Here is a 24,902-nt window from a genome sequence, read left to right on the forward strand (position 1 = left end):
TGCTGATTGCCGTCGTGCTGGCCGCGGACTCGCGGCCGGCGGCTGCGCGCGCAACGGTGGTCCGCAAGGGGCCACGGACGGCAATCGGCCCCGCGGCCGGTGAGTCGGTGGGCGGCATACAGTTCGGCTCGGCCGGCGGGGTCGACCGGAGCGTCAGCGGGGGAGGAACGAATGGGTGGGCGCACCATGAGCGGCGGCGGTGCCGGCGTGCTGCTGGTGGCGATGCTTGCGGCCGGTGGCTGTGCTGCCGGCGATGCCGGGAACGGCAACGGGGCGGTGAAGCCGGGCGCCACGGTCGTCAGTGCGCCGACGAGCGCAGCGGTGGAGCGGGCTGACGCGGCCGTCGCACTCGCCGCGTCCCTCGAAGCGCTGAAGAAGGACAGCTACCGGTTCACCACGACCATGGGCGGGCAGGGGTCGATGACCGGCGTGGTGGATCCGTCGAGCCGGAACTCTGAGTTCGTGCTCACGAGCACGACCCCCGGGAAGGAGGCCACGACCATCGTCCGGGTGGTCGACGGGGCGGCCTACGTGAAGATCGAGATGGCGAACGGCAAGGGCGGGCCCGGCCTGGACGGCAGGAAGTGGCGCAAGGTCGCCGCCTCCGGTCCGATGGGGCCGCTCGCCGACTTCGACCCGGCCCAGACCACCAAGGGCCTCGAGATGGCCGCCGACGTGCAGTGGGTCGACGCCGACACCGTCACGGGCACGATCGACCTGACGAAGCTGGCCCAGTCGATGGGCCAGAACCCTGGCGCCCCTGACGACCCGGCTCTGCGGAGCATGCCGTTCGAGGCGAGTTTCGACGGCACGGGCCGGCTGGTGGACTATCGGTTCACGCCGAAGGGCGACGCGGCGAAGGTGGCCGCCAAGTCCGCCGTGAAGTTCACGGACTTCGGCGTCGCTCCCGTGGATGTCAAGGCGCCGCCCGCCGCCGACATACTGCGCTCCTGATCTTGTCTGTGCGGATTCCGGGTGCGGTACACCCGGAATCCGCGCAGAGGTCAGTGCGAGCGGGTCACGATCACCTCGGCCACGTGGCGCAACTGCTCGTGGTCCGGGTGGAAACCGGCGGCGATGTCCGGGTGCAGACCGGCCTTCGCCTGCTCCAGGAGCATCGAGACGACCTGCTCGACACTCTCCCCGGCGTAGTGCTGCTCGACCTTGACGGTTGCGGCTTGAAGTGCGGAACTGAGCTGATCCTCCAACGGGCCGCGCAGCTTCTGCTCCACGGGGTTGAGGGATTGCGGGTCGAGAGTCACATGCGGCTCGGCCAAGGTTGTCCTCCGGTGGTCAGCAACGCCAGCCCCGATACCCGTACACGTGGCGACGGTAAACCCGCGCAAGCCTGCTCCGCCCGTGTTTCACCTCTAAGAAGTAAACAAGCCGTCGGTAAGAGGTGAACAAGCCGCCGGAGAGACGGGTCGGTGGTCCAAGGAGAGGCTCTCGATCGCCTTGGACCACCGACATCCTTTCGCTACCCGGGAATCGCGGGGCTAACCGCCCGCGACAGAAGTGGCGGCAGAAGTTCACGGAGAATCTCGACGCCGTCGCGGCTGAGCACCGACTCGGGGTGGAACTGGACACCGGCGAAGTCGTTACCGCGGAGTGCGTGGACGGTGCGATCCACGGGATCGACGGCCAGCTCCACCGGTCCATGAGCGGTGGATACCCGCATGGTGGTGCCGGAGGGCGCGGGCCCGGTGGGCGGGGCGGTGGCGACCGCGGAGAACGACGAGTAGAAGCCGACCCGCCGGACGGTGCCGAACAGCTCGAGGTCGCGGGCCAGACCCTGGTAGGGGGAGTCCCGGCGGGCCAGCGGCAGGCCGAGCAGCGAGGCGAGCAACTGCTGGCCGAGACAGACCGCGAAGAGCGGGCGGCCCGCTGCCAGTACCGAGCCGATCATGCGATGGAGCGCCGCCATCTTCGGATCGGCGAGGTCGGACGGGTCGCCGGGGCCGGGGCCGAACACCACGAGGTCCGCGTCGGTCAGAGTCGTCACGGTGTTCCAGGGGCGGACCGTGACCGTCAGGCCCAGTGCTTTGAGCTGGTGGGCGAGCATCGCCGTGAACGTGTCCTCGGCGTCGACGACGACGGCGTGCCGCCCGGCGAGGGACGGGACCGTCAGCGCGCCGGGGGCACGGGAGTCGAGCCAGAAGCGGGCCAGCTCGTCGTTGCGGGCGGCCAGGAGGGATTGGACCTCCGCCGAGCGCGTGGCACTGCGTACCGGAAGTGGGGTGGACGGAACCGCGCCCAGCGCGGACAGCAGGCCGGCCGCCTTGGTGTGGGTCTCGGCGACCTCGCCCGCCGGGGTGGAATGGCGGACCAGGGTGGCACCGACCGGCACCCGCAGCACGCCGTCGGGGGTGATCTCGGCGGTACGGATGAGGATCGGCGCGTCCAGGGTCTGCCGGCCGGCCGCGTCGTGGTCGAGGAGGGCGAGGACGCCGGCGTAGTAGCGGCGGCCGCGGCGCTCGTGGCGGGCGATGACCCGGCAGGCGTTCTCGATGGGGCTGCCGGTGACGGTGGGGGCGAACATGGTCTCGCGGAGGACGGCGCGGACATCGAGGGAGCCACGGCCGGCCAGCAGGTATTCGGTGTGGGTGAGGCGGGCCATCGCCTTGAGATACGGGCCGGCGACCTGACCGCCGTGCTCGGCGACGCATGCCATCATCTTGAGTTCCTCGTCGAGGACCATGTACAGCTCCTCGATCTCCTTGGGGTCGCGCAGGAAGTCGAGGATGTCGCCGGAACCGTTGCGGAAGGTGCCGCTGATCGGGTTCATCATGACGATGCCGTCGAGGACGCTGACGTGCCGTTCCGGGGTGGCGCCGACGAGGATCCGGTTCCCGGTGTCGACCAGGAAGGTCCAGTAGGTGCCCTGCTCACCGGCGAGCAGCCGGCCGAAGGCGGCACGCGGGTCCCCGGAGAACCTGGCCGTGTAGGTGCGGTGGATGACGAAGTTGGCGCCTTCGCCGTGCCCGATCTCGTCACGGAGCACCTCCTCGACGATCCGGCCGTACTCGTCGTCGGACAGGTCGAAGCCGCCGTCGCTCAGCGTGATGTCGCCGGCCGGGAAGTTCGCCAGCGGCTCACGGTGCCGCGATCTGACCAGCAGGCACTCGAGCGGAGCGCCGTCGTCGACGCAGTCGAAACCACGTTCGGTGATCTGCCGGTACGGGATGACGGCGAGCACGGGCGTGCCGGGGTTCATCGGGATCTCGTCGAGCGTGGCGACGGTGACGACGTCGCCGGTGAGGACTTCGACGTGGTCGGCGCCGTCGCGGTGCAGCAGGGCGAATGGCATGGTCCCTCGTTTCGGTGAGGGCCACCGGGCCGAGATCCGGCCATGAAAAAGGCCGCCTCAGCGAGGCGGCCGCGTGTGGTGCGCGCGGAAGGTGGGCCGCCGGTCAGGCGGGCCACCACATGGTCAAGTTGGGGATGGTCAAGTTCACGCGCATGGCGGGAAGCTTACGGCGGGCCGGGGGCCGGCGCCAGACCCTTCATCTGTACGGGCGTCGCGGGCCCGTACAGATGAAAGGTCCGTTCAGGCGGCGAAGGCCAGCCGGACGGCGTCGCGGGCCCACCGCATGCGCCCGATCGCGCAGTCGGGGTGCTCGCCGAATTCCTGGGCGACCCGTTCGGCGCATCCCGTCTCGCCGATCCGGTCCACTACGTCGGTCACCGCGGCCCGGATCAGTTCGGGCGTCGGCTTCCAGGAGCGCTGAAGATCGGAGGCGAAGAGGGCTTCGCAGCGGATGTGGTCGATCGTCGCGTTCATCGGTTCCTCCCAGCCGTTGTCGTGCGCGGTGGCGTGTTCGGGATTCAGCACACCGTCTGCGGGCTGCAGGCCGGGCCCCTTCGGGTTGCGGACGGGTTGCGGGCCAGATTTGTAGACATCACCCGCACCATGCGGTATATCGGGATATGGTCCGATCACACATAGCCAACGGATCGGGGGAAACCGCGTGACGACCGTTCTGGTGGCCGACGACGACGCCGACATCCGGGATCTGGTGGCCTTCAAACTGGAACAGGCCGGACTCGAGGTGCTTGCGGTCGGTGACGGTCAGGCCGCCGTGGAGACGGCTCGTAGTCGCCTTCCGGCGCTCGCGGTGCTGGACGTGTCGATGCCGGGGCTCTCGGGCATCGACGTGTGCCGGACGTTGCGTGCCGACCCGGCCACCGCCGGAATGCTGATCATCATGCTCACCGCCCGCGTCCAGGAACAGGACGTCGAGGGCGGTTTCAGTGCCGGCGCCGACGACTATGTGACCAAGCCGTTCAGCCCGCGTGAGCTGGTGTCCCGGATCCAGGCCCTGCTCACGCGGGCTCGCGCGTGATCTGACGTCCTAGTTCGCTGCCTCGACCATCTTGTCCAGGCTGGCGGCGTCGAGCGGGCTGCCCGGGAACGCCGCCATCCGGCTCAGCGGCAGGCTCCCGAGCATCATCAGCATCTCCGGGTTCACGGTCATCGCCGCCGTCGGGCCGTCACCGGCGGCCGAGGCGAACGCCGCACCCAGCACCTCGGCGCCGCGCGGGTCGGCGAGCCACTCCCCGACGCTCGACTCGGTGGTCAGCGGTACCCGGGCCGGGTCGCCGGCCACGTGCACGGTCGTCGAGGCCCGCACGTCGCGTGACGACGCGCCGACCTCGATCAGGTACTCACCACCCTCGACGATCCACCGCCCGAGCCGGGTGTCCCAGTACGCCAGATCCTCGCGGTCGACGGTCAGCACGGCCTCGGCGGTGTCGCCGGACGCGATCGGCACACTGGCGAACGCCTTCAGCTCACGCGGGGCGCGCCGCACCCGCGAGCCGGGCAGGCTCACGTAGACCTGCACCACCTCACGACCGTCCCGCCCGCCGGTGTTGGTGACCGGCACCCGGATATCGATGCCGGTGGCGGTGGCCGTCGCGCGGGCGGCTCCGTAACCGAACGTGGTGTACGACAGGCCGAACCCGAACGGGTACGCCACCTCCTGACCGCGCGCGTCGAAGCCCCGGTAGCCGACGTGCAAGCCCTCGCCGTACCGGACGTGGCCGTGCTCGCCAGGGAAGTCCAAGTAGGACGGGTGGTCGGCGAGCTTGACCGGGATGGTCTCGGCGAGCCGGCCGGACGGGTTGACCCGCCCGAACAGCACGTCGGCGATCGCGCTGCCGCCGGCCTGCCCGAGGAGCCAGCCCTCGATCAGTGCGGGGACCTGCTCGTCCCACGGCTTCGTGGCGATGACAGCGCCGTTGGAGAGCACCACGACCGTGTTCGGGTTGGCGGCAGCGACCCTCTCGACCAGTGCGAGCTGGGCGGCCGGCAGGTCGATCGACTCGCGGTCGGCGCCCTCGGTCTCGTGCACGCTGCCGACGAAGACGACCGCCACGTCGGCTTCCCGTGCGACCGCGACGGCCTCGGCCAGCAGGCTCTCGTCCGCATCGCCGGTGCCGGTGTAACCCGGGGCGAAGGTGGTCTGCCCGGCGACCGCGGTGATCTCGGCGAGCGCGTTGTCGAGCTTCGTCGGGGTGATCTGCGAGGAGCCACCGCCCTGGTAACGCGGCGTCCGCGCGAACTCACCGAGTACCGCGATCCTCTGTGTGCCGTCTAGCGGCAACAGGTCGCCGTCGTTCTTCAGCAGGACGATCGCCCGTCCGGCGATCTCCCGGGCGAGCGCGTGGTGGGCGTCCGGGTCATAGGTCCCGGCAGGCCGGTCCCCAGCCTTCTCGATCATCTTGCGTACGAGCTCCGCGCTCCTCCGCAGAGCCTCCGGGGCCAGCCGTCCCGACTCGACCGCGGCGACCAGGGCCCGGTCGCCGTCGGCGTCCGGCCCCGGCATGGTCAGGTCGAGGCCGGCCGCGACCGCCTTGACGCGGTCGACGACTGCACCCCAGTCGGAGACGACCAGTCCCTCGAAGCCCCACTCGCCACGCAGCACCTCGGTGAGCAGCCAGTGGTGCTCGCTGGCGTATACCCCGTTGACCTTGTTGTAGGCGCACATCACGGTCCACGGCTGGGCACGGGTGACGACCTTGTGGAAGGCCCGCAGGTACATCTCCCGGAGGGTGCGCTCGTCGACGTCGGCGCTGACCCGCATCCGGTCGGTCTCCTGGCTGTTGACCGCGAAGTGCTTGAGCGACGCGCCGACGCCCTTGCTCTGCAGGCCGCGTACCCACTCGGTGGCGAGCACACCGGTCAGGATCGGGTCCTCGGAGAAGTACTCGAAGTTGCGGCCGCCGAGTGGGCTGCGCTTGAGGTTGACACCCGGTCCGAGCAGCACGGCCACGTCCTGTGCCCGGCACTCGTCGCCGAGTGCCGCACCCATCCGGCGCAGCAGTTCCGGGTCCCATGTGGAGGCGCTGGCCACGGCCGGCGGGAAGCAGGTGGCGGGCACCCCGGCCAGCAGGTCGCCGCCGGAGGCCTGCATGCGCACCCCGTGCGGCCCGTCGGTGACGGTGACGGAGGGAATCCCCGCGGACTCGACCCCCTCGGTGTGCCAGAAGTCGTGGCCGCTGGTGATCGCCGCTTGTTCCGAGGTGCTGAGCTCCATGCGTCCGCCTATGCTCCGGCTCCACTACCTAGTACCTACTAGGTGTTAACTGCTTCGAAACATAGCCAGGTCAGAGACGGTCTCGCAAGGGGCTGCTGGTAGGAAAGACCTGTGCACACCTCCCCTCCGTTCCGCCGCGACCGCGCTCGGTTACCCGCCGCCGAGCGACGCCGTCAGATCCTCGAGATGACGACGAAACTGATCGCCGAGCGCGGCTTCTGGGGGCTGTCGATGCAGGACGTCGCGGACGGCTGCGGACTGACCGTGCCCGGCATGCTGCACCACGTCGGTTCCAAGGACAGTCTGCTCGTCGCCGTCCTCGAGTACCGCGACGAGGAGGACGCCAAGTCGCTCGCCCAGAAACTCGGCATGCCGGTGAACCAGTTCTGGGCCGAGGAACCGGCCCGGATCACCCTGCCGAAGGTGTGTTCGGCCCTGGTCGCACGCAACGCCGAGCAGCCGGAGATCGTCCGGCTGTTCGCCGTGCTGGAGGCGGAGTCGCTGGCCCCCGGGCATCCGGCGCACACCTACTTCAAAGCCCGCCAGCGGCGCACCCTCGACCAGTTCACCGCCCTGGCCGGCGAGGTGGCCGGTGCCCGCGAACTTGCCGCCCAGGTGGTGGCCATGATGGACGGCCTGCAGATCCAATGGCTGCGCGAACCGGAGACGGTCGACCTGGTCAGCGCGTGGGAAGCGGCCGCCGCACGGCTCTTCGCCTGAATCAGGCTTCCGGGCCGGCGGCGGTGACGCTTCAGGCTTTCGGGTCGGCGGCGCCCAGCCAGGATCGGACCTGGGCGCACTCCTCGTCGGTCAGGGCGATCGCGGCCGCGTCCGCCCGGTTCAGCACATTGTCGGCGAACGCCGTGGCGATCTCCTCGGCGTCCGGTGGCGGCTGGCGGTAGAGCGGCGCCCCGCCGAAGGCGGTACCGCGGGTCACGAACGCGATCGCCGACCTGCTCACGTCCACTCCCTGCTCGGCCAGCAGGTCACGGGCCCAGCGGGTCGCCTCGGTCAGGTTGAAGTGGTGCGTCGACGCGTAGTCGGCCAGCGCCCGGTAGACCGGCGGCCACATCTCCCGCGGCAGCCGCGGCAGTCCCAGCGGCGCGCTGAGCCGCACGATCGGCTCCGGCGCCGGGCCGGTGGTGGCCGGCGACTCCGGCGGGCCGTGGCGGCTGTCGTCCCAGACGAAGTGGTTGGAGAACTTGGCGTGCGGCAGCCGCAGGCTCTCCAGCGCGCGCACGAACCCGCCGAACCCGAACCAGTTCGACGAGTCCACGCCGGTGCCCAGCTGCCTCCGCAGGTCGTGCGCCAGCGAGGCCAGGTTGAGCGGACCCGGTGCCGCGGCGTAACGCCAGCTCACCAGGTCACGGAACTGCTCGTAGGAGGCCTCCGCCTCGGGCTCGCCGGGCGGGCTCACCACCACGGCGTCCTCGTCACTGTCCACCGGCTCGCCCTGCACCAGCTCCAGCAGCTCCTGGCTGGTGATCAGCCGGTCGGCGATCGAGGTGAACGCCAGCGCGGCGTCGGCCGGCGAGACGATCGTCGTCCGGCGGTCGGCCCGGCGCAGCCGCACCAGCAGCGGCGTCATGTCCGAGTCGCCGGAGGCGATCACGAACTCCTCGTACGTCACCTCGTCGGCCAGCGCGTCCACCGCGTCCACCACCATCCGGATGTCGGCGGCGTTCTTGGTGTGCGTCAGGCGCGGGCAGTCGATCACCTCGAAACCCGCGTTCACGAAGAACGGCCGGAAGCGCGAGTAGTAGAGCCGCTGCAATCCGCTCGACGGGTCCGGATGCGGCACCCAGCCACCCGGGTTCATGTAACACCGCAGGATCAGCCAGCGGCGCGGCGCCTCCACCGTCAGCGACGTGGTCAGCCGTGACAGCCAGGCACCGGGCTCCTCGGCGAACTGGATCGCGACGTCGGGGTCCTGCCGGATGAGAGCGCTGAACACGTTGTCGAAGTCCAGGTACAGCGCGGTGCGTACGCGGTCCATGCCCGAAAACCTACCCCGCGTCGCACAGCGGGGGCGGTCGGCACGCTCCGAAAGCCCGTTGACTGCGACGACGACACCACCCCGACGGATCGGAGCCGCCCGTTGCATCTATCTCAGGCACTCGACGTACTCGAGACGCTCCTCGTGGCCGGCGGGCACCCCGAGATCGAGGCGGTGGAACGCTTCGGCACGGACCCGGCGCCCGGCGGGCCGTCACCCGCGGGACTGCGGATCCGCTACGTCAACGGTGCTCTCGCGTACCTCTGGGGTGCGGTGTGGCCGTCGGAGACGGAACTGCCGGCCCCGGACCGCCTGCCGCCACCCCGCGGCAACCGCCCGGACCGCGCCGTGGTGCTGGCCACCCTGCTGCTCGACGCGGCCCGGCCGCCGGAGTTCCGGTCCTGGCAGCCGGTAGCGCTGGCCGACCTGGGACCGACCGGGCAGCGCGGCAAGGTGCCCCGCGGCCTGCGGATCGTGGCCGCCGACGGCACCTCACTGCTGCTGCGTGCCACCGCGGCCGGCGGCCCCGAACGCGACCCGGAGGACGAGCCCTACCCGGACTGGCGGGTGCCGGAAACACTCACCACAGGCTGAACAGCGGGCCCACGGCGGCGTTTCACCGCCGCCGGCCACGGGGCCACTGCGGTGTCTCACCGCAGGCTGAACACCGGGCCGCGCGGGGTGAACGGCAGCCGGGCTCCCCGTGGCATCAGGAACGCGTGCGGACGCCGGATCCGCAGCACATCGCACTCCCCGTCGGTGATCACCAGGATCGGCCCGGACGGCGGGAAGTCCCCGGCGCGTTCCAGCAGGTCGATCGCGGGCTGCAGGACGGTGCCGCCCCGGCCGCGTACCCGCACCCGCCCGGCGATCTCCTCGACCCGCAGATATCCGGCGTCGTAGGCGGCCGCGTCGCAGAACACCACCCGCGCCGCCGGCACGTCGCGGGCCGTGGCGTAGGACGCGATCGAACCGAGGGCCTTGCCCATCAGCTCGGCGCTCATCGACCCGGAGGTGTCCACCACCACGCCGAACGTGTTCCGGGGCACCGCCTCCTCCGGGCGGTGCCGGCCGGGACGCGGGATGTCCGGCGTCGCGGCCTGGCGGCGGGACATCCGGGCGTACGACCGCACCGGCTCCACCATCGGCACGTGTTCGTCGAACCAGCGCGCCAGCCGCACGTCCCACGGCAGCGGCGGCTGCTCCAGCACCCGGATCTCGGCGACCAGACCGGACGGCAGCAGTCCCCGCTCCCCGCTCTGGTGATAGGCGTAACCGGTCAGCAGTGCGCGCCGGCAGTACTCGTCGAGGTCCACGCCGCCGCCCCGCCGTCCGGCCCACGGCAGCGGCTCGCCCAGCATGTCGCCGGCACCCTGGCCGCGCAGCGTCGCCAGTTTCCGCATCCGGCGCAGATCCCCGGCGATCCGGTCGTAGACCTGCTCGGCCGACGCCCCGGCGAGTTCCGGATCGTGCAGCACCCCGTCCGGCAGCACCCCGACACCCATCTCCACCAGCCAGCCGTTGATCACGAAGTCGCAGGCCACGTTCCACAGGTACGGGTCGCGGGCGCCCGCCCGGTCGGCGTGCCGCAGCGCCACGTGCAGCAGCTCGTGGGCCAGCACGAACCGCCACTCGTCCTCGGTCATCGACCGCCACGGGTTGACGTAGATCTCGCCGGCCTCCGCCGACACCGCCGCGATCGAGATGTCCCAGGCCCGGGCCAGCGGACCGTCGGCGACCAGCGTGAACCCGGCCGCCACCCCGCCGAGCAGCGGGTACGACCCGATGAACCAGCTCATCGCCAGCTCCCACGGGTGCCGGGCCGGAGCGCGTCCGGCGACCGACTCGCGAGCGCCACCGGCCACCTCCACCCCGGCGGCCGCCGCCGCGGACAACCCCAGAGCGAACCGGTCCGCCCAGAGCGGCTCGTGCCCGGCCCGGAACCGGACCGGCGTGAGATCCAGATCCGGTGCCATCGACAGCTCCGCCGGGACGCCGTGCCGCCGCCAGCGTTCCGCCAGGTCCGCCTCGTCAGCCGACGGCAGCGGCTCCGGCAACGGGTCCGGCTCCCGGCCGAGCTTCACCGCCCGCTGGAACCGGGCCACCGCGGTACAGGCCGCCGCGAGGGACGCGCCGTCCGGCTCGGACTCCGGCGTGAGGTGGTCGAACCCGAGGTGGAGCAGGCTGTGTGCGAGAACCCAGCGCCACTCCTCCTTGGTCAGCCGCCGGGCCCGGCTCACCGTGATCCGGCCGTCCACCGACACCCGGGACAGGGCGGTCATCGGCCGGTCGATCATCGTGACCGTCACCTCCGGCCGCGGATGGTCGCGCTCGGTCATCGGCGCGAACAGCGGATGCCCGGCCAGTTCGCTCCAGGCGCTGCGGAACTCCAGCGTGTTCGGGTCGGCCTCCGGCTGCCGCTGCTTACGGGCCATCTCAGTGTCGCTCCTGATCGAGCGGAAGCGGCGGTGCGGTGGCCATCTCAGGTCCGTGCCGCGACCAGGCGCGGCAGGTCACGGCTCACCTCGACGAGGAACCACGCCGGCAGCACCGGGTGGCCGTCGGCGTCCGGGGCGATCACCAGGCGGCCGCACTCCAGCGACAGCTCGGCGAGCTCGACGAGCATCGCCTTGGCGCGGTGCGCGAACTGGCGCAGGTTCGCCGACGCGTGCGCCTTGCCGGCCGGCAGATCCTTGATCAGGCGGGCGCGGAACGCCTCGGCCAGGAAGTAGAGCAGGTCCCGGTCGTCCGGGCGGGACGGCCAGCCGGCGTCGCCGCGAACGATCGCGTCGAGCCCGTACCGATGCCGGACGATCTTGACGTAGCCGCCGAAGGCGGTGGCGTGCGCCGGCGTGAGCGTGCCCGCGGCGAGCAGGCGCACCGTCTCCTCGTCGATGCCGTCACCGTAGGACCGCAGCGCGTCGGAGAGCATGTGCCAGCTGCGCGGGGTGGAGAACGGCTCCTCCACCTTGGGCGGTGCCGACCACAGGTGATCGGGACGCTCGGTGAGATAGCCGAGCACCCAGTGGTGGATGCCGGCCTCCTGCGCCCAGGCCGACCAGTCCGCCCAGGCGGCCCGCAGATGTACGTGGATCAGGCGGTTGACCAGCGCCGACGCCATCGGGCGGGCCAGTGCGTTGTCACTCGAGCGGTTGCCCGCGCCGATCACGATCGAGCCGGGCGGCAGCTCGTACGCGCCGATCCGGCGATCCAGGATCAGCGAGTAGAAGGCCTTCTGCACCTCCGGGCTCGACGAGTTCAGCTCGTCCAGGAACAGGCAGTACGGCTCGTCGCGCGCGATCGACTCGGGCGGCGCGAACCGGCTGCGGCCGTCCCGCAGCTCCGGCACCCCGATCAGGTCCTCGGCCGCCAGCTGGGTGCCGACCAGGGTGACACACTCCAGGCCCAGCGAGTCGGCGAAGTCCCGGACCAGCGAACTCTTGCCGATGCCCGGGGCGCCCCACAGGAACACCGGCCTGGCCACCGCGACATGCAGAAGCAGGCCGGGCAGCTGGGCGGGAGTCACCGTGATCGCGGAATGCACGCCGCTCAGTCTGGCTTTCCACTGATCGGCGTGCATCCGGATTAATCGCCGGACATCGAGGCCCCGATGCCGTTGCCGGTGGACAGATAGTCGGTGCCGGGCAGCTTCGCCGCAGCGGTGCGCGCCCCCTCCGCGGTGGACGCGTCCCGCGAACGGAAGGCGAACCCCTCCACCTGCCAGCTGTTGCCGTCCGGCTTCGCCCCGGCCGACACCGCCTGATCGCCGCGGGTGTTGCCGAGCGCCGCGTTGTTGCGCAGCACCGCCGGTGCGGTCGTCATCGAGAAGCCGAAACCGGTGTTGCGGTACGCCGTGTTGTTGCCCAGTTCGATCGCGGCCGTGTTGCCCTCGTCGACGAAGCCGTGCCCGTCATTGCCCCACGACGCGTTGTGCCGTACCCGGTGGGCGGCCGCGGCCGGGTTCGGGGCACCGCCGCCGACCGCGAAGCCGTTCGCCCCGTTCCGGTACGACCAGTTGTATTGCACCTGCACGGGACTGCCGTACGCACCCAGGTTGATGCCGTCACCGTCGTTGCGGAACGCCCGGTTGCCGCGCAGCAGATTGCCGTCACCGTCACCGAACTGCACCGCCAGGCCGGAACCCCGGTTGGCGTAGAAGTCGCTGTCCAGCACCTGGTTGCCGGCCGTGCCGGGGTCGCGCAGCATCAGCCCGGTACCGGCGTTGTCGTGCACGGTGAGCCGCTCGAAGACGTTGTTCCGGCAGGCCAGGCAGGTCCAGGTGGCGTTACGGGCACCGGTCACCGTGAGGTCGCGCACAGTCCAGTACGACGCCCGCTGGGTGATCGCCCACCGGTCGGCCGGGATACCGGAGGCGTCGATCACGGCGCGCTCGGAGCCGTACCCGGCCAGCGTCACGCGTTGCGCCGCGGTGCCGCTTGTGGTGATCGAAAGCGGACCGGCCGGGCGGTACGTCCCGCCGCGCAGCGCGATGGTCTGACCCGGCCTCACCACTGAGACGGCCTTGGCGATCGAGGCGTACGGGCGGGCCAGGCTGCCGTCGCCGTCGTCCGAGCCGTTCGGGGCGACGTAGATGTCCGCCTTCCCCACACCCAGGCCGGTCACGGCCCGCTGTGTCGGCGTCGCCCTCGCGCTCGGCGCCGTGCTCCTCCCGGGCGCCGCCGTGGTGGGCGCGGGTGCCGCGGGAGCGGCTGTGACCGTCCGCGGTGGTGTGATGGCCTGCGGGTTGTCCGGTTCGTTCACCACCGCGAGGGTCAGGCCGCCGCCGGCCACGACCGCCGCCGTGACCGCGGCCACCAGGGTCTTGTGCTGCACCAGTGTGTGCGCGACCAGAGAGGGGGCAAGCGCCGGTGCGGCCGCTCCGCTCTGGAACGCCGACTGGATCCCGGCCCACAGCGCGACCGGCACCGGCATCGCCGCCATGCCGAGGAGCAGGCGCTCCGGTGGCACCATCCCGGCCTGGTGGAGGTGGCACTTCGGGCAGTCCCGGACGTGCCGGGCCAGCCGCTTGCGCCACACCGAGTCGGCGTTGCCGTCCCAGAACCGGACCGTGTTCGACAGTGCCGGGCAGATCGGCTTGGCCCGCAGCGCCCGGACCACCGCGCGGGACACTTCCAGCTGCGCCTTCATCCGCTGCACCCGGACCGCGGCGTGCTTCGGCCGTACGTCCAGCGCGGCCGCCAGCTCGGCCCGGGTCAGCTCACCGCCCGCCTCCTGCCACCACAGGCCCAGCAACTCCCGGTCGCCGTCCTCCAGCCAGCGGACCGCCTCACCCAGCTCCCGCCGCTGCTCGGCGACGACCAGTTCGGCGGTGGTGCGCTCGGCGAAGTCACCGACCGGGTCCGGTACGTCCACCGGCTCCGGATGGTGGCGCGTCAGCGTCATCTTGCGCGAGCGCATGTGCATCTGGACCCGCCGGTACGCGATCGCGACGAGCCACGACCGGAACCGCTCCGGGTCACGGAGCCCGCTCAGCGCGTTGATCGCCTGCAGCATGGTGTCCTGCACCAGATCATCGACGTCCGGATGCCCGTTCAGCGCGCGGCCGATGATGTTGTAGATCAGCGAGAGGTGACCGGTGATCAGCTCGTCCCGGGCGTGCACGTTCCCACGTTGCGCGGCACGGACCAGGTCCGCAACGCCGCGCACCCGCGTGATCTGACTCTCCGTCACCGTTCCGCTTCCTTCATCGAAGTGGCCTCGCGGACGGCACGCATCGGAGCTCGTCGTTGCGTTGCTCGGAATTCGTGTCCACTAGCTGCGAGAATGCTCATTCACTTGCGATCGAGCCGTATCGTGGCACAGCTCTCGAAGGCCTGTAAAGCGGCTCCCACGGCTCGCTGGTATCGCTCCCAGTCGATGGCGTCTACTCTCCGCCACCGATGATGGGCTCGGTTTTGTCATACCGGGTGCTTAGGCTGCGATCGTGAGGAGGGAACCCAGCATCCTGCACGTCGACCTCGACGCGATGTTCGCCGCCGTCGAGCAGCGCGACAAGGTCTCGCTGCGCGGCAAGCCGGTGATCGTCGGCGGGGTCGCCGGTCGCGGCGTGGTGGCCACCGCCTCCTACGAGGCACGTGCCTACGGCGCCCACTCGGCCATGCCGACGGCGCAGGCCCGCCGGCTCTGCCCGCCCAACACGGCTTTCCTGTCCCCTCGGTTCCCGGCGTACCAGAAGACCAGCAAAGTCGTGATGAAACTGCTCGCCGAGGTGTCACCGCTGGTCGAGCAGGTCTCCATCGACGAGGCCTACATCGACCTCGCGGTCACCGGCCACGACCTGAGCCTGGCCGGCATCACCGAGCTGGCCGGGCGCCTGAAGGCCGAGATCGCCGTCGCCACCGGCGGGGTCACCGGCTCGATCGGCGCCGCCTCCAGCAAACTCCTCGCCAAGATCGGTTCCGACCTCAACAAGCCGGACGGCCTCACGATCGTCCCGGCCGGCGCCGAGCTCGACATCCTGCACCCGCTGCCCGTCCGCCGGCTCGGCGGCGTCGGCCCCGCCACCGAGCAGCGCCTGCACCGGGCCGGCGTCCGCACCGTCGGCCAGCTCGCCGCGGTGCCGCTCGACGACCTCGTCGACTGGTTCGGCACCGCACACGGCCACGGCCTGTTCCGCCTGGCCCGCGCCGAGGACAACCGTCCCGTCGTCAGCGAGCGCGAGGCCAAATCCGTCTCCGCCGAGGAGACCTTCGACGTCGACCTCACCGACAACCCCCGCCTCAACCGCGAGCTGGACCTGCTGGCCGCCCGCGTCGCCGGTCGCCTACGCCGCTCCGGCCTGACCGGCCGCACCGTCAACATCAAGGTCCGTCACCCCGACTTCACCACCGTGACCAGGGCAATCACCCGCGACCAGCCCACCGACGACGGCCGCCTGATCGCCCAGCTGGCCCGCCGCCTCCTGGCCGAGGTCGACACCTCCGGCGGCGTCCGCCTCCTCGGCGTCGGCGTCTCCACCCTTGCCGACTTCGCCCAGGACGACCTGTTCACCGCCGCCGGTGAGGACCCACCTGTACTGTCCTTCCCGTTCCCCGAGGAGGAGGAGACACCGTCCGGGGAAACCTTCCCGGCTCGCTCGCCGAACGCAGCGGTTCCGAGACTCGCCGAGCCGTCCCCAGCCGGTGCGGCGTCACCGCCCGGGTCGTCCCCTGCCGGTGCGGCGTCACCGCCCAGGCCGTCTTCAGCTGGCGGGGCGTCACCGCCCGAGTCGTCGTCGGCCGGTCCACCCCCGGTTCCGCCGTCCTCCGCGTTTCCTACGGCCGGGGTGCTCCCCGCGCCTGCGGTGTCGTCCGCTGTGCCGGCCCCTCCATCGGTTCAGGCAGCCGACCCCGGGGATCCCGGACCGCGGGCGTCCCCCTTACTGGAACCGTCCGTCATACTCCCGCCGGTGCCGGCCGTTGTTCCAGTCGGCCCATCGGCGCCGGTCGCTGATTCGCTCGGCGCTTCCGTTTCGCCTGCCGCTTCGCTCGGGTCTTCCGAGCAGGCTGGTCATCCTGGTTCGGCTGCCGCTTCGGCCGGTCATCCTGGTTCGGCTGCCGCTTCAGCTAGTCATCCTGGTTCGGCTGTTGGTGCGGGCCGCCCACCTGCGCAGACTGCTCCTTCGCCGAGGGATTCTGCGCAGGCTGCCGTTTCGGTGGGCCAATCTGTGCCGGGCATCGTCCCGACATGGCGTCCCGGCCAGGACGTCCGGCATGACGACTACGGCCCTGGGTGGGTTCGCGGCAGCGGTGTCGGCCGCGTGACGGTCCGCTTCGAAGGGCCGCACACCCCACCGGGCCCCGTGCGTACCTTCTTCATCGACGATCCGCGCCTGCAGCCCGCAGACCCTCCCGACTGGCTGATTCCCGTCACCACGACCCCGTCGTGACGGAAACGGACGCCGGCCGAGCCGTCCCTGCCAGACACCGGTGAGCTGCATCCCTGGCCGCTGCCCGGCCGCCTGATCGCCGCGACCGTCTGGCCGCCGGTTCGCCGCGACCCTCACGCCGCCGGTTCGCCGCGACCACCTTGCCCGCCGCCAGCGGGTTGTCCGTGGGCATCGTGGAGGTTGTGAGTTTGTGCCGCGTGGGCGACCGCAACGTCACGACATCGCGACGGTGGCGGGCGACATAGAGCTGCGGCGGGTGGGTGACGGCGGCGGCAGGGCAGCGCGAGGTAAGGAGGGAGGGAGGATGACGGTCGGCGGGTGACGGCAGCCGGCGTGCGGCGTGCAGTGGGCGGCGGGCAATTGGCGGCGTGCAGTGGGCGGCGGTGGACCGATGCCGGGCCGGCGAGGTGTCAGGGGACGGGGCGGTCTGGGTCGGGGACTGGGGTGAGGGTGGAATCGGGTGAGTCAGAGGCGAGCGGGCACGGGCCCGTCGGTGTGGAGCCGCTTGCCGAGAGGGTTCGGCGGGCGGTGTCGCGGCGGTTCGAACCGAGCGCCGGGACAGGCCGGCGGCAACTGGTGGCCGACGCGGCGATCGGGATGCTGGCCTTCGCGGTCAGCCTGTTACCGCTGACCGCGCAGAACGCCCCGGCCTGGGCATATGTCGTGCTGGCCGGAATCACTCTGCCGCTCGTTCTGCGTCGGCGGAACCCGCTGCTCGCCAACCTTCTCATCTTGCCCAGCGCGGTGATGTTCGGTCTGGGTGGGTGGCCCAGCCCGATGGTGCCGATCGGCCCGCTGGTCGCGCTTCATGCCATCGCGGCGTACGGGCGGCGCGTCGACTCGTACGCCCTCCTTGCCCTTGCGCTGGTCGCGGCGCCGGGCGTGTTGTTTCTGCGGCCGTCCGAGTCGGAGCCCTACGAGTGGCTCGACCTGGGGCTGGCGGCGATCGTGGCGTGGCTCGCCGGCACCTTGACCGCGGCGCGGCGCCGGGAGACCCGCCAGTTCGAGGAGCGGGTTGCCGCCGAGCGGGCCCTCCGGCAGGCCGAGGCGCGCCATGCCGCCGCTGAGGAGCGCAATCGGATCGCCCGGGACATGCACGACCTGCTCGGACATTCGGTGACCGTCATGGTGGTACTCGCGGAGGGGGCGGCCGCACGTGCCGAGGCCGGGCACGCCGACCCGGACACGCTGGACCTGATCGCCGCCACCGGCCGCCGCACCATGACGGAACTGAGGACCACCCTCGGCACCCTCCGCCCGGCCGTGTCCCGCGAACCTGCCCGGCCAGCCGAGCCGGTCCTCCCGCCCGAGTCTCCTGCCGGTTCCGGTGAGATGCCGTCGCCCGGGGGTGCCGGTGAGGGGGATTCCACTGCCGGAGGGCGTACGCGGGAAGGGCCCGAGGATGTCGCGGACCTGGTGGAGACCGTGCGCCGGGCCGGGACCACGGTCGAGTTCCGGTCCTCGTGGCGGGAGCCGATGTCCGGGGCTGCCGGGCAGGCGGTCTACCGGATCGTGCAGGAGGCCCTGACCAACGCGATGCGCCACGCCCCGGGAACGACCGTCACCGTCGAGCTCACCGAGGCAGGGAACGGCCGCCGGGTCCGGGTCAGCAATCCCGTGGTCTCCGAGGCGGCCCCGTCGGGCGGTCATGGGCTGAGGAACATGCGGGAGCGGGCCCGGGGCATCGGTGCCGAGCTCACCTGCGGCCATGACGGCGAGACTTGGACGGTGTCGCTGCATGTGCCCGGAGCCGTCAGGCAGTAATTCCGCCCGGAGCGGCCGGGCAGTGAAGACTGCCTGGAGCGGCCGGGTACCAAAAGCCGCCCAGAGCGGCCGGGTAGTCAGGGCCGTCCGGCGTGGCCGGGCGGTGAGGGCGGGCGCCTCGAGCCGTACCGAGCCGGAGCCGGGTGGCCGGTAAGGGTTACATCGCGGACAACGGGTATGCGGCCTCCCGGCGGTGCCTGCCGCCAGGTTGTGCGCATGGTGCACGCCCCGGGACTTGATCGGCGGTGGTGAGTGTGACTCGGGTTGGCAAGCAGGTCGGCGCGGGGTACGAACAGTCCAGGGAGGACTTTCGATGACCGCTGTTACCCCTCGCCCCGTGGAGTCCCGGCCGTGGCCGGTGCGGCGTCAGGTCAGAGGTTCCTGGCTCGCGCGCACCCTCCGCACCACGGACGCGAAGCAGATCGGGATCATGTATCTGTTCACGGCGTTCGCCTGGTTCGTGCTCGGCGGTCTGATGGCGCTGATGATGCGCGCCGAGCTGGGCCGGCCCGGTATGCAGTTCCTGTCGCCGGAGCAGTACAACCAGCTGTTCACCATGCACGGCACGATCATGCTGCTGTTCTTCGCGACCCCGATCGTGTTCGCGTTCGCCAACTTCGTGGTGCCGATCCAGATCGGTGCGCCCGATGTGGCGTTCCCGCGGCTCAACTCGTTCGCGTACTGGCTGTATTTCTTCGGCGGCCTGATCGCGTTCGGCGGGTTCCTGGTCCCGGGTGGGGCGGCGGATTTCGGCTGGACGGCCTACACGCCGTTGAGCACGTGGCAGCACTCGCCGGGCTACGGCGGCAACATGTGGGTGGTCGGGCTGGCGATCTCCGGTGTCGGCACGATCCTCGGCGCGGTCAACATGATCACCACGACCCTGTGCCTGCGGGCCCCCGGCATGACCATGTTCCGGATGCCGATCATGACCTGGAACATCCTGCTTACCAGCGTGCTCGTGGTGCTGGTGTTCCCGTTCCTGGCGGCGGCGCTGTTCGCCCTGGCGGCGGATCGGGTGCTCGGCGCTCAGGTCTTCAACGTGGAGACCGGCGGGCCGATGCTGTGGCAGCACCTGTTCTGGTTCTTCGGCCATCCCGAGGTCTACATCATCGCGCTGCCGTTCTTCGGGATCATCACCGAGGTCGTCCCGGTGTTCAGCCGCAAACCGGTCTTCGGGTACAAGACCCTGGTCGCGGCCACGGTCCTGATCACCATGCTGTCGATGAGCGTGTGGGCGCACCACATGTTCGCCACCGGCCAGGTGCTGCTGCCGTTCTTCAGCCTGCTCAGCTACCTGATCGCGATTCCGACCGGGATGAAGTTCTTCGTCTGGATCGGCACCATGTGGCGGGGGCAGCTCACGTTCGAGTCGCCGATGTTGTTCGCCATCGGGTTCATGGTCACGTTCCTGCTCGGCGGCCTGACCGGAGTGCTGCTCGCGTCGCCGCCGGTCGACTTCCACGTGACCGACAGCTACTTCGTGGTGGCGCACTTCCACTACGTGCTGTTCGGGACGATCGTCTTTGCGGTCTTCTCCGGCATCTACTTCTGGTTCCCGAAGATGTTCGGGCGGATGCTCGACGAACGGCTGGCCAAGGTGCATTTCTGGCTCACCTTCATCGGCTTCCACGCCACCTTCCTGGTGCAGCACTGGGTCGGCAACGAGGGAATGCCCCGGCGGTACGCCGACTATCTGCAGGGTGACGGTTTCACCGTCCTGAACATGATCTCGACGGTCGGCTCGTTCGTGCTCGGCGCGGCGACGCTGCCGTTCATCTACAACGTGTGGAAGTCGTACCGGGCCGGCCAGGTCGTTACCGCCGACGACCCGTGGGGGCACGGCAACTCGCTCGAGTGGGCCACCACCAGCCCGCCGCCGCTGCGCAACTTCGACCGGATGCCCCGGATCCGTTCCGAGCGGCCGGCCTTCGACCACAAGTTCCCGCAGCTGGCGGCCGGCGGGCAGTCCGAGGCGGGTCCGCCGGAGGGCGGGGCGCGCCCGCTGACCGAGGAATCCACCGGCGGTGCCAGCTATCAGGAGGACCGTACCGATCGTTGAGATAGGCGGTTAACGAGGGGTCTGTCGGTTTTGAGCGTAGATGCTCATCGTGAAAGAGGTTCGAAAGCCCCGTAGCTAGCAAACCGTGCGCGCGATGAGAGATCGGACAACTCGCCCCTGTCGGAAGGGACCTCATGCCGATCGCTCTGCACGCGTTCATGGTCGCCTCGCTCACCATTCCCGCCGTGCCCGCCGCCATGACGCCCCGCGACTGCGCCGCCGGGGACTTCACCGCCCGTACTCGGGCCGACCTGGTCAACCTCAAGGTGCTCGACTCCGGCTCCAACGCCCTCGCGGGCGTGCGCCTCGCCTCCGCCGGGGGCACCGTCGACAGTGCGGCCCGGCCCTACCGGAGTGTCGCCTCCGGGCGGCACGCCGACGCCGCGGTCCTCGGCCTGCCGGCCGGTGGCGCCGGGGCCCGGCACGCCGCACCGGGCCGCGGCGGACCCGTCGAGCGTGAACTCGTCGCCTTCGACGCCGCGGGGCTGACCACCGCCGGCACCGGGACGTCGACCGCCCACGCCACCTGGGACAACGCCTACCGCTGTGGCCGGACCGGGCCACTGACCCGGTCAGTGACCATGCTCAGCGGCGTCGCGGTACTCGACTCCGGCATGACGGCCGGGAACCGCCGGACCAGCCTGCTGCGGATCGGGCCGACCGGATCCACGCAGAGCGCCACCGATCTGATCGCGCTCGGGAACGGCCGGGCCGGCGTACGATCCGGGGCCGGTGTCGCCCTCGGTGACATCAGCCTGCTCGCCGGCACCCCGCAGGCGATCTCGATCAAGGTCGTCACCCAGCCCACCCTGGAGGTCGTCGCCGGGGGTGACCGGCACCGGGTCAGCTACCGGCCGGCCGTGCTCGAGGTGGCCACCGCCGGGAAACCCGTCCAGGTGCTCAAGGACTCCGGCGCGACGATCTCCCTGGGCCTGCTCGGCAGCGTCGGGCGGGGCGCACCCGCGGCCCTCGAGGCGCGGATCTCGCTCGGCGAGGTCAGGCAGTCCCGGAGCGGCCGGCAGGTCCAGGCCGAGGCGGCGGCCCTGCGTGTCGAGGTCAGGGCCGGGCGGGCACACCTGCTCGACGTCGCGATCGGTCAGCTGTCAGTCGCTGCCTGCGCTCCGGCCACGGCTGCCGGTGACAAGCCGCGGGCCCGCCGGGACATCCGTCCGGCGCCGGCCGCCCAGCCTTCGCCGGCGGCCCCGGCCGACCCGCCTTCGGTTGATTCGCCTTCGGTGGACTCGCCTTCGGCATCGGATCCGGCCGCTGGTCCGGTCCCGGTCTCCGAACCTTCCGTCCCCTCATCCGGTACGGGTGGCGGCGACCTCGCGCTGACCGGCTCCGACGTCGGCATCGTCGGGTTCGCCGGAGCCGGCCTGGTCCTCGCCGGCCTGCTCTCCCTGGTTCTGACCCGTCGGCGTCCGTCCCGTCGCTGAGCGGCCGGTGCCGACTTAGGATGGCGGTATGTCGCTGGCGACCGATACCGATGCCGCCGTTGACGAGTGGCAGGCACGACTGATCGGTCTCAGTCACAGCTTGCACGCCGAGCCGGAAGTCGCCTTCGCCGAGCACGAGTCGGCGGCGAAACTGGCGGCGCTGATGACCGAAGCCGGATTCGAGGTTACCAAAGGTGTGGCCGATCTGCCGACCGCGGTGAGCGCCTCCTACGGTGAGGGTGAGCTGACCATCGGGCTGTGCGCGGAGTACGACGCCCTCCCCGGAATCGGTCACGGCTGCGGGCACAACATCATCTGCGCGGCGTCCGCGGGCGCGGCGATCGCGTTACGGGCCGCCGCCGGCCGGTACGGGTTCCGGGTGGTCCTGCTCGGCACCCCGGCCGAGGAGAGCGGCGGCGGCAAACAGCTGATGCTCGAACGCGGCGCCTTCGACGACGTGACCGTGGCGATGATGGCCCACCCCGGGCCGGGCGCCGACACCGCCGGCCCGGGTGACAGCACCCAGGCGTGCACCCGGTTCGAGGTGACCTTCGAGGGGCGCCCGGCACATGCGGCCGGCGCCCCGTGGGACGGCGTCAACGCGGCCGACGCGGCGGTGATCGCACAGGTGGCGATCGGTCTGCTACGGCAGCAGACCCCCTCGAACTACCGCATCGCCGGATTCGTCCGTTCCGGCGGGGAGAAGACCAACATCATTCCGGAGCGTAGCGTCCTGGAATACGAGGTACGCACTCCCGGCACCGGCCAGCTGGACCTGCTGCGGCGGCGCGTCCAGGCCTGCTTCCAGGCCGGTGCGCTCGCCACCGGGGCGACCGTCGAGTTCCGGCGGACCGAACCCGACTACCTCGACCTGCGCAACGACGGCTGGCTGATCGAGACGTACGCGAGCCATCTGCCGACGTTCGGCCGGACCGCCGTGCCACTGCCCGGCGGCATCACCACCGCTTCCACCGACATGGGCAACGTCAGTCACGTCGTGCCGTCGATCCACCCGATGATCGCGCTTCGCGGGGTGACCGCCGTCCCGCACACCCACGAGTTCGCGGCCCACGCGGCCGGTCCGGCCGGCGACGAGGCGCTGCTGCACGCGGCCAAGCTGCTCGCCCGTACCGCCACCGGCCTGGCCGCCGACCCCGAACGCCGGGCCGCCTACGTCGCCGGCCACCGGAACCGGCCGCGGGCCCGCACGTAACCCGGCGGTCAGGCCGGCTGATCGGCCAGGAAGTCGCGAAAGGACCGGCGAGGGCTCCAGCCCTGTGCACGGGCCCGGCCGATGTCGAGGACGACCGGGCGGGTGAGCTGCTCCACGGCGTACCGGGAGAGCAGCGCCGGACGCCGGGTGACCCGCGCCGCCGCCACGAGCACCGCGGCGGCAGCGTTGACCAGCGGAACCGGCACATGGGTGACCGGTACCCCGCACGCTGCCCCGACCACCTCGTCGCGCCGGTAGGCGACAGCGTCGGCGATGTTGTAGGCACCGGACGGCCAGTGCACAGCGGCGAGGCAGGCGTCCGCCAGGTTCTCCACGGCGGTCAGGCTGAGCGATATGTCCGGTCCGGGGAGCAGTGCGCGGTTACCGCGGACCACCCTGCGCAACCGGGGCAGCAGATGTGGATCGCCGGTGCCGTAGACCGCCCGCGGGCGCAGCACCACCGCCCCGGCGCCCAGTGCGAGCCGCTCACCGGCGGCCTTCGTACGCCCGTAGGCCGTCATCCCGCCCAACGGGTGGTCTTCGGTGATCGGTTCCGGTCCGGCAGGGGCGTAGACGCTGGCACTGCTCACCCACACGACCGGCCGGCCCCCGGCTGCCTCGACGAGACGCGCGGTGCCGTCCACGTTGACCGCCCGGAAGGCCGCCTCCGACGCCCGGCCCGGCGGCGGGTCACCGACCGCCGCCGCGAGATGCAGGACGACGTCGGTCCCGGTCAGGTCCGGTGGCGTACGGGTGGCGTCCCAGTACCGTTGCTCGCCGACCGGCCCGGGGCGCCGGCCCAGGCAGACCACCGTGGCACCGGCCCCGGCGGCGGCCCGAGCCACCACGCTGCCGCAGAATCCGCTCGCCCCGGTCACGGCGATACGGAGGGGCGGCATCGCGCGATCCTCTCACCCCGGACGCCGAGGTGGCCCCGGAACCCGTCCCGGAGACAGCCGCCGGGTGGTGCCGATGGCCGGAACGCCGCGGTGGCCCCGGGACCCGTCCCGGAGACAGCCGCCGGGGGTGTCCCTATAGCTTCTGTCAAGCAGCCAGGGCTAGCTTCTCTGCCGGTTTGTGCTGGTAGGTCGTCCCGGTGTGGGGCATGGCGTGCAGGACGTCGACGCCGCGGCGGGCGAGGCAGATGAGGGCGGAAAAGGTAAGGGGGCGGAGACCCACCCTGGCTTGCCAGGTCGCTCGCCTACGGCCTGATGACCGGCGCAAGACGCCGTACGGCTTCCGGCTCGTCATGGGCACGCCCCCGTGCGACCGGCGTGTCAGTACCTTCGGACTACCTCGGCACCATCGCCGCCGACAACCCCGACCCGCAGGAGACACCATGCGTTCCGCGGCCAGGCCCTCAACTGGCCCGACCCGCGCGGACCGTACCGTGTCCAGGTCGCAATCGCGGGGCAGCAATTCACCATTCTCGGGAGGTCCGATGGAGGTCGACTCCTGTTCAGTTCGGGCCGTGCTTTATCTGGATGTGGCCGATCTGCCTGCGGTGGCCAGCTGGCACGACGCTGCCGAGGCTGCGTTGCTGCCCCTGGTTCAGCCCTCGGGTGCGGTCCCGGTCGACCGCAAGGTGACCGGTTTTACCCGCGCCGAGGACGGCAGCGGGGGACCCATCAGTGGCCGAGTGTGGGCCGACAGCCTGGTCCCGGACCTCTATCAGCTTCAGACCATCTGGAGCTACGGCGACTCTCATCCTCGCGGCCCGGTCAGCAATGTCGATGTCAGGGTCTTCCGCCCTGGATGCGGCGCATTCCTCTGGCTTGACTTGCTCGTCGTCCTGGCGGATCAGTCCGCGCTGCGGGCAGTGTGCGACGCGGTGCTCGCAGTCGTGCAGGCAACCGCTCAGCACGTGGACGCCGTGTATGGCGAAGTCTTGGTCAACCGGGCCCCGCACTGCCCGCACACTGTCCTGGATGGGCTGCTGGGCCGTAAGGCGGCCACGTCGCTCGAGGAGGGCCGCCGAATGTTGCGCGGCTACGAGTGGGTGAC

The 24,902-nt window shown here is 71.2% G+C and carries 19 protein-coding genes; 10 read left to right on the top strand and 9 right to left on the bottom strand.

Features of this window, described 5'->3' with window-relative positions; translation table 11 throughout:
* Positions 1–171 precede the first annotated feature (171 nt).
* Positions 172–954 carry a hypothetical protein gene (locus tag AB0G04_RS23860; protein WP_360986569.1) on the top strand — a complete coding sequence of 261 codons (783 nt, stop codon included), beginning with the start codon at positions 172–174 and terminating at the stop codon, positions 952–954.
* 50 nt (positions 955–1,004) lie between these two features.
* Here the strand turns inward: AB0G04_RS23860 and AB0G04_RS23865 are convergent, their stop codons facing one another.
* The 3 genes from AB0G04_RS23865 to AB0G04_RS23875 all read right to left on the bottom strand — a co-directional run bounded on the left by AB0G04_RS23865 (position 1,005) and on the right by AB0G04_RS23875 (position 3,832).
* Positions 1,005–1,277 (bottom strand): hypothetical protein, encoded by a 273-nt coding sequence (locus AB0G04_RS23865; protein ID WP_360986572.1) that lies wholly within the window; start codon positions 1,275–1,277, stop codon positions 1,005–1,007.
* A 200-nt stretch (positions 1,278–1,477) separates the two neighbouring features.
* A complete protein-coding gene (locus tag AB0G04_RS23870) occupies positions 1,478–3,307 on the bottom strand; it encodes an anthranilate synthase family protein (protein ID WP_360986575.1) in 1,830 nt (609 codons plus the stop codon).
* Positions 3,308–3,547: 240 nt separating this feature from the next.
* Positions 3,548–3,832: a hypothetical protein gene (locus AB0G04_RS23875; RefSeq protein WP_360986578.1), complete on the bottom strand. Its 285-nt coding sequence runs from the start codon at positions 3,830–3,832 to the stop codon at positions 3,548–3,550.
* Positions 3,833–3,968: 136 nt separating this feature from the next.
* On the opposite strand from AB0G04_RS23875, the gene AB0G04_RS23880 reads away from it, so the two are divergent.
* A complete protein-coding gene (locus AB0G04_RS23880; RefSeq protein ID WP_360986581.1) occupies positions 3,969–4,343 on the top strand; it encodes a response regulator in 375 nt (124 codons plus the stop codon).
* 9 nt (positions 4,344–4,352) lie between these two features.
* On the opposite strand, the gene AB0G04_RS23885 is transcribed toward AB0G04_RS23880, so the two are convergent.
* Complete coding sequence (locus AB0G04_RS23885; protein ID WP_360986584.1) at positions 4,353–6,539, bottom strand: glycoside hydrolase family 3 C-terminal domain-containing protein; 2,187 nt, start codon at positions 6,537–6,539, stop codon at positions 4,353–4,355.
* A gap of 186 nt (positions 6,540–6,725) precedes the next feature.
* Between AB0G04_RS23885 and AB0G04_RS23890 the strand changes: the two genes are divergently transcribed.
* Positions 6,726–7,259, top strand: a complete 534-nt coding sequence (locus tag AB0G04_RS23890; protein WP_360986587.1) for a helix-turn-helix domain-containing protein — start codon at positions 6,726–6,728, stop codon at positions 7,257–7,259.
* Between the two features lie 31 nt (positions 7,260–7,290).
* Here the strand turns inward: AB0G04_RS23890 and AB0G04_RS23895 are convergent, their stop codons facing one another.
* Positions 7,291–8,535 carry an NYN domain-containing protein gene (locus AB0G04_RS23895; RefSeq protein WP_360986590.1) on the bottom strand — a complete coding sequence of 415 codons (1,245 nt, stop codon included), beginning with the start codon at positions 8,533–8,535 and terminating at the stop codon, positions 7,291–7,293.
* A gap of 102 nt (positions 8,536–8,637) precedes the next feature.
* Here AB0G04_RS23895 and AB0G04_RS23900 point away from each other — a divergent pair, with 102 nt between their 5' ends.
* Positions 8,638–9,129, top strand: a complete 492-nt coding sequence (locus AB0G04_RS23900; RefSeq protein WP_360986593.1) for a hypothetical protein — start codon at positions 8,638–8,640, stop codon at positions 9,127–9,129.
* Between the two features lie 56 nt (positions 9,130–9,185).
* On the opposite strand, the gene AB0G04_RS23905 is transcribed toward AB0G04_RS23900, so the two are convergent.
* The 3 genes from AB0G04_RS23905 to AB0G04_RS23915 are packed head-to-tail and all read right to left on the bottom strand — an operon-like array spanning position 9,186 to position 14,226.
* Entirely contained in the window at positions 9,186–10,970 is a 1,785-nt protein-coding gene (locus tag AB0G04_RS23905; protein ID WP_360986596.1) for a hypothetical protein, read from the bottom strand.
* 47 nt (positions 10,971–11,017) lie between these two features.
* Entirely contained in the window at positions 11,018–12,061 is a 1,044-nt protein-coding gene (locus tag AB0G04_RS23910) for a MoxR family ATPase (RefSeq protein WP_360986680.1), read from the bottom strand.
* A 59-nt stretch (positions 12,062–12,120) separates the two neighbouring features.
* The gene (locus AB0G04_RS23915) at positions 12,121–14,226 is read right to left on the bottom strand and encodes a sigma-70 family RNA polymerase sigma factor (RefSeq protein ID WP_360986599.1); all 2,106 of its coding nucleotides are present in this window, start codon (positions 14,224–14,226) and stop codon (positions 12,121–12,123) included.
* Between the two features lie 253 nt (positions 14,227–14,479).
* Here AB0G04_RS23915 and AB0G04_RS23920 point away from each other — a divergent pair, with 253 nt between their 5' ends.
* From AB0G04_RS23920 to AB0G04_RS23940, 5 genes are all read left to right on the top strand, one after another.
* Positions 14,480–16,423, top strand: a complete 1,944-nt coding sequence (locus AB0G04_RS23920) for a DNA polymerase IV (protein ID WP_360986602.1) — start codon at positions 14,480–14,482, stop codon at positions 16,421–16,423.
* A 528-nt stretch (positions 16,424–16,951) separates the two neighbouring features.
* On the top strand, positions 16,952–18,187 hold the full coding sequence (locus AB0G04_RS23925) for a histidine kinase (RefSeq protein ID WP_360986605.1): 1,236 nt from the start codon (positions 16,952–16,954) through the stop codon (positions 18,185–18,187).
* 313 nt (positions 18,188–18,500) lie between these two features.
* A complete protein-coding gene (gene ctaD / locus AB0G04_RS23930; RefSeq protein ID WP_360986608.1) occupies positions 18,501–20,249 on the top strand; it encodes a cytochrome c oxidase subunit I in 1,749 nt (582 codons plus the stop codon).
* A 134-nt stretch (positions 20,250–20,383) separates the two neighbouring features.
* Positions 20,384–21,685, top strand: a complete 1,302-nt coding sequence (locus AB0G04_RS23935) for a hypothetical protein (protein WP_360986611.1) — start codon at positions 20,384–20,386, stop codon at positions 21,683–21,685.
* A 28-nt stretch (positions 21,686–21,713) separates the two neighbouring features.
* Complete coding sequence (locus tag AB0G04_RS23940; RefSeq protein ID WP_360986614.1) at positions 21,714–22,898, top strand: amidohydrolase; 1,185 nt, start codon at positions 21,714–21,716, stop codon at positions 22,896–22,898.
* An 8-nt stretch (positions 22,899–22,906) separates the two neighbouring features.
* Here AB0G04_RS23940 and AB0G04_RS23945 read toward each other — a convergent pair whose 3' ends face one another.
* A complete protein-coding gene (locus AB0G04_RS23945; protein ID WP_360986617.1) occupies positions 22,907–23,797 on the bottom strand; it encodes an NAD(P)-dependent oxidoreductase in 891 nt (296 codons plus the stop codon).
* Between the two features lie 542 nt (positions 23,798–24,339).
* Here AB0G04_RS23945 and AB0G04_RS23950 point away from each other — a divergent pair.
* On the top strand, positions 24,340–24,902 hold a 563-nt coding region (locus tag AB0G04_RS23950), incomplete at its 3' end, for a hypothetical protein (RefSeq protein ID WP_360986620.1).

It is taken from the genome of Actinoplanes sp. NPDC023801, from assembly GCF_040639655.1.
Classification (GTDB): Bacteria; Actinomycetota; Actinomycetes; order Mycobacteriales; family Micromonosporaceae; genus Actinoplanes.

Bases quoted from the DNA above. Each gene is read 5' to 3' on its own strand.
- AB0G04_RS23885 (WP_360986584.1), bottom strand. From the start codon at position 6,539: ATGGAGCTCAGCACCTCGGAACAAGCGGCGATCACCAGCGGCCACGAC.
- AB0G04_RS23890 (WP_360986587.1), top strand. From the start codon at position 6,726: ATGACGACGAAACTGATCGCCGAGCGCGGCTTCTGGGGGCTGTCGATG.
- AB0G04_RS23945 (WP_360986617.1), bottom strand. From the start codon at position 23,797: ATGCCGCCCCTCCGTATCGCCGTGACCGGGGCGAGCGGATTCTGCGGC.
- AB0G04_RS23860 (WP_360986569.1), top strand. From the start codon at position 172: ATGGGTGGGCGCACCATGAGCGGCGGCGGTGCCGGCGTGCTGCTGGTG.
- AB0G04_RS23870 (WP_360986575.1), bottom strand. From the start codon at position 3,307: ATGCCATTCGCCCTGCTGCACCGCGACGGCGCCGACCACGTCGAAGTC.
- AB0G04_RS23905 (WP_360986596.1), bottom strand. From the start codon at position 10,970: ATGGCCCGTAAGCAGCGGCAGCCGGAGGCCGACCCGAACACGCTGGAG.
- AB0G04_RS23935 (WP_360986611.1), top strand. From the start codon at position 20,384: ATGCCGATCGCTCTGCACGCGTTCATGGTCGCCTCGCTCACCATTCCC.
- AB0G04_RS23895 (WP_360986590.1), bottom strand. From the start codon at position 8,535: ATGGACCGCGTACGCACCGCGCTGTACCTGGACTTCGACAACGTGTTC.
- ctaD (WP_360986608.1), top strand. From the start codon at position 18,501: ATGACCGCTGTTACCCCTCGCCCCGTGGAGTCCCGGCCGTGGCCGGTG.
- AB0G04_RS23940 (WP_360986614.1), top strand. From the start codon at position 21,714: ATGTCGCTGGCGACCGATACCGATGCCGCCGTTGACGAGTGGCAGGCA.